The sequence below is a fragment of the Candidatus Magnetobacterium casense genome, assembly GCF_019173545.1.
GTDB lineage: Bacteria > Nitrospirota > Thermodesulfovibrionia > Thermodesulfovibrionales > Magnetobacteriaceae > Magnetobacterium > Magnetobacterium cryptolimnobacter.
Genome location: NZ_JABXWD010000313.1, coordinates 1 through 3987, shown reverse-complemented (window position 1 = coordinate 3987; position 3987 = coordinate 1). Strand labels below are relative to the sequence as shown.

Here is a 3987-nt window from a genome sequence, read left to right as displayed (position 1 = left end):
TAATAGAGAAGTGGGTACACTTCATAAAGAATGCACATTCGCTGGAGATGGTACCCAAGTGTGCGGACTTCGCTGAGATAAAGGAAGCCTATGAGATAGCCAACAAGAGTACCTGGAACAAGGAAGATTTTGAGGTATATGAATATTGGCAGATAAGGAGGCAGATTGAAAAGGGTGCAGCAGAGTACAGGATTGAAAAGGCGGTTGAAAAGGCATTAATCGAGGGCGAACGCAAGGGGTTGATAGAAGGCGAGCGCAAGGGCTTGATCGAGGGAAAAAGAGAGGGATTGATAGAGGGCGAACGCAAGGGCTTGATCGAGGGAATAGAGGGAATGCTTGAGATCAAGTACGCAGATGAGGCAACCGCACTTATGGACAGTGTCAGAACCCTTGAAGGCATAGAACAACTACAGACATTTAAAACACTGTTGCGTAAGTCTGCCTCCGCAGGTGACCTGTGGGCATATCTCAAAGGGGTATAGTCCAAGAGGGCTTACCTGGTATCTGGAACTTTCGCACCCGTAATTTTTGCTATTGACTTTTCTGAAATCCTTGTCCTGTACTAATGCCATGATGTCATCAGAGGATTTTAGCAAGGAGATTTTTTTAGCGGGCAGGATGAATAATTTGCCGACTAATATAGCTGGATATGGCAGTTTTGGTGCCGTTCTTGCTCTCTCTCTCTAATGCACCTTCAGCAACCTTAATATTAATACCCCCAGGCCTTTTTCTTTTTCCGGTTATTTTTGCGTCCGGTTGGACTACCATGTATCAATGTCATTGTTTTATCTTGTTCGGCCTTTTTCGTAAGCAGAGGTACAATCAAGAAGCACTCTATACACGCATTTTGCGTGTAAATTCAAAACAGTTCGGAGGTACTTTCTATGAGGTTTAAGATCGAGGTTTTAAAGCATGTAGCAGGGGCAACCGTGGCAATTATTGCGTTGCTGTGTCTGACGTTATCGGCATACGCAGGGTCGGTACCAAACGTGTTCACGTCGGGGACGGTTGCCAAGTCCAGTGAGGTCAATGCGAACTTTACCTACCTGGGGGAGCGGAGTTGGGATTTGTCGGGGGGTAATTTGTTTTATAGCGGGGGGATAATTATTGGAAGATCAACACCCTGGGAATCACAAGGATGGACTAATGGTGGTAAACTCCAAGTACAAGGAAAGGTGCATTTTGTTTTACCCACAGTCCCATCTTATGTACAAGGAGCAGGTGGATTAAATTATGCATTTGCAATCACAGATGAGATAGACTCTACTCTTGTACTTAATCCTATGGGTAATGGTATCTTTCATATATCTACAGATAGTCATGGGAGATCTATACGTATTGGAGGAGGGCTTTTTGAAGAAACTTTAACAATAATGTCTGTACAGTCGGTATCGGCACTACAACCCCCGCCTACCCCCTGCACATGGCCTCCGGCGCCTACGTAACCACAGGCGGCGTATGGACCAACGCCTCAAGCCGTGAGTACAAGAAGGACATCCAGAGCCTCACGTCCGAGGACGCCATGCTGGCGTTTAACAAACTCGAGCCGGTCTCCTTCAAGTACAAGACCGAAGACGAACAACACATCGGCTTCATCGCAGAGGACGTCCCTGACATCGTTGCGACAAAGGATCGCAAGGGCCTAAGCCCAATGGACGTGGTAGCGCTCCTGACAAAGGTCGTCCAGGAACAGCAGAAGACGGTTCAAGAGCAGCAAAAGACCATCGCTGAACTCAAGGATCAGCAGAAGATCATAGCTGAACTCAAGGAAGAGGTCAGGGCACTTAAAGAAAAATCCCAGTAGCACGATCCCTAAGGAGACGACAAGATGAGAAGAATTGTCTTAACACTAATCATAGCGCTGATGGCAACATCGGCATGGGCGATCAGCACGTGGGACGGCATGACGTGGGATGCGGGCTATTGGGACGTTTCACCGGCAACACCCACGCCAACGCCTACACCGACACCCACGCCGACGGCTACAGCGACTCCCACACCTACTCCAACATCAACTCCCACGCCTACACCTACTCCTACGGCAACGCCCACCCCGACACCTACTCCAACACTCTCACCAACGCCTACACCTACCCCTACGCCAAGCTGTACCTACACACTCACCCCCACAAGCAAGGACTTCCTTGCCGCAGGCGGTAGCGGCGATGTAACGGTAAAGGCCTCGACAAACACCTGCCAATGGACGGCAACAAGCGGTGTTGCATGGATCACCGTAACGTCTGGCAGCGCGGTAACCGGCTCCGGTGTGGTATCGTACACCGTTGCGGCAAACACAGCCCCAACATCCCGCACCGGCACGATAACAATAGCCGGACAGACCTTTACCGTTACGCAAGGCATCTGCACCTATACAATCACCCCAACGAGCAAGCAGATCGGCGGCTCCGGCGGAACCGACAGCGTCAATGTCACAGCCATAAGCGCGTGCTCGTGGAACGCATCAAGCAACGACACATGGATAACGATAACATCCGGCAGCTCCGGTAGCGGCAACGGTATGGTTTACTATTCCGTAGAGACCAACTCAACTGCCAATACGCGCACCGGCACAATGACGATAGCGGGTCAAACATTTACGGTTACGCAGGAGCCTGGAGGCTTTGCAACCCTCACCCTCAAGATAACGGGCAACGGCAGCGGTACCGTAGCAGCATCCACCGGAACGCTCAACTGTAGCGCCGATGGCAAGACGTGCCTGGTGTCATACGCTACTAGCACCACTGTGATCCTGACCGCCATCCCGGCACAGGGTTCAACGCTAACGGGCTGGACGGGCTGTGACACAACCACCGGCAGCCAGTGTTCGGTTACGATGACAGCAGACAAGGACGTCAGCGTCGAGTTTTCAGTTCCCGTAACGCCGATATATGACTTCAACGGCGACGGCAAAAGCGACGTCATCTGGCGTAGCAGTCAATCCGGCGATGTCTTTATCTGGCTGATGGACAAGTTCAGCTTAACCGGTGGTGATTACGCCGTCAAGGGTGTTACGGCAGACTGGGACATCAAGGGAATCGCCGACTTCAACGGTGACGACAAGAGCGATATCATCTGGCAACACAAGGACAAGGGCGACGTCTACATGTACCTCATGAACGGCACGCAGATATCCGCCCACGACTATGCCCTGCGTGGTCTGCCAAAGGAGTGGGAGTTCAAGAAGGCCGGCGATTTTAATGGCGACGGCAAGGCCGATATCCTGTGGCAGAACACCGAAACGGGTGACGTGGCCGTGTGGCTGATGGACGGCAAGGACATCAAGAGTGGCGGCTTTATCGTCAAAGGGATGAGGCCGGAGTGGACGATCAGGGCCGTGGCCGACCTCGATGGCAACAAGAAGGCCGATATCGTCTGGCAAAACACCGACGGCGACGTGGTAGTATGGCTGATGGACGGCACGACGATCTCAAAGATGGACTACTCTTCGCGAGGCATCCCAGGCAACTGGCAGATAAAGGCGGTCGTTGACTTAGACGGCGATGGCAAGGCCGATATGCTCTGGCAGGACATCACGTCAGGGGACGTTGCCATATGGCTGATGGACGGTGTCAAGATAGTTGGCGGTGGTCTTGTGAGTCACGGGTTGCCCAACGTCTGGCAGATACTGGCCGTGGCCGATTACAACGGAGATGGCAAGAACGACATCCTCTGGAAGAACACCGCAAATGGCGACGTCTATGCGTGGTTTATGGACGGCGTGAACATCTCCGACAAGGGTTACGTAGTGATGGGTATGCCTTCGGAGTGGCAGGCTAAGTAACGAAAAGATAAACTGTGGGGGAAGGGGTTTGTCCTTCCCCCTTTTTTTGTTTTGCCTCAGGGGAAGGTTGTTTCCTCTATCACAAAATATCCCGAGATGTGTTAAAATAAAGCTATGAGATTTGTTGACGTAAAAAGTGATATAGCCTTTAAGAGGATATTTGGCAACGAAAGCAAGAAAGAGATACTGATATCTTTTTTAAACGC

General features: G+C 51.3%; 4 protein-coding genes and 1 pseudogene. 4 read left to right on the top strand and 1 reads right to left on the bottom strand.

Annotated elements, in window-relative coordinates; all coding sequences use genetic code 11:
- Nucleotides 1-482, top strand: a pseudogene (locus tag HWQ67_RS13915) (hypothetical protein); the annotation flags it as partial.
- A gap of 377 nt (nt 483-859) precedes the next feature.
- Here HWQ67_RS13915 and HWQ67_RS13910 read toward each other — a convergent pair.
- Nucleotides 860-1030 (bottom strand): hypothetical protein, encoded by a 171-nt coding sequence (locus tag HWQ67_RS13910; protein WP_218253293.1) that lies wholly within the window; start codon nt 1028-1030, stop codon nt 860-862.
- 393 nt (nt 1031-1423) lie between these two features.
- Here HWQ67_RS13910 and HWQ67_RS13905 point away from each other — a divergent pair, with 393 nt between their 5' ends.
- From HWQ67_RS13905 to HWQ67_RS20610, 3 genes are all read left to right on the top strand, one after another.
- Nucleotides 1424-1804 carry a tail fiber domain-containing protein gene (locus HWQ67_RS13905; protein ID WP_218253292.1) on the top strand — a complete coding sequence of 127 codons (381 nt, stop codon included), beginning with the start codon at nt 1424-1426 and terminating at the stop codon, nt 1802-1804.
- Between the two features lie 24 nt (nt 1805-1828).
- On the top strand, nt 1829-3781 hold the full coding sequence (locus HWQ67_RS13900; RefSeq protein ID WP_218253291.1) for an FG-GAP-like repeat-containing protein: 1953 nt from the start codon (nt 1829-1831) through the stop codon (nt 3779-3781).
- A 114-nt stretch (nt 3782-3895) separates the two neighbouring features.
- The coding region (locus HWQ67_RS20610) for a PD-(D/E)XK nuclease family transposase (protein ID WP_425340730.1) at nt 3896-3987 on the top strand (92 nt) is incomplete at its 3' end.

Bases quoted from the DNA above. Each gene is read 5' to 3' on its own strand.
- HWQ67_RS13905 (WP_218253292.1), top strand. From the start codon at position 1,424: ATGGCCTCCGGCGCCTACGTAACCACAGGCGGCGTATGGACCAACGCC.
- HWQ67_RS13900 (WP_218253291.1), top strand. From the start codon at position 1,829: ATGAGAAGAATTGTCTTAACACTAATCATAGCGCTGATGGCAACATCG.